1 pseudogene is annotated in these 339 nt (G+C 69.6%); it reads left to right on the plus strand.

Annotated features, from left to right (window positions below):
• Positions 1–16 precede the first annotated feature (16 nt).
• Positions 17–339, plus strand: a pseudogene (locus FLQ44_RS19910) (MFS transporter); the annotation flags it as partial.

The following is a 339-nucleotide window of genomic DNA, read 5'->3' on the forward strand; positions in this document are numbered from 1 at the left end:
TTCCCGCACGGGGCTGTTGGCCGCGCTCTACTTCGCGCGCGGGCTGGCCATGGTGATCTTCCTGTGGCTGCCGCTGACACCGGCCTCTGCACTCGTGTTCGCATCGGTGTTCGGCTTCCTGTGGCTGGGCACGGTGCCGCTCACCAGCGGCGCGGTGGTCAGCATGTTCGGCCTGCGCCAGCTGTCGACCCTGTACGGCATCGTCTTCCTGAGCCACCAGGTCGGCGCCTTCTTCGGCGCCTGGTGGGCGGGCCGGCTGTTCGATGCCACCGGCAGCTACGAGGTGATCTGGTGGACCTCGGTGGCGTTGGCCCTGCTGGCGGCGGCGCTGAGCGCAGC

This window comes from Vogesella mureinivorans (assembly GCF_007644035.1).
Lineage (GTDB): Bacteria > Pseudomonadota > Gammaproteobacteria > Burkholderiales > Chromobacteriaceae > Vogesella > Vogesella mureinivorans.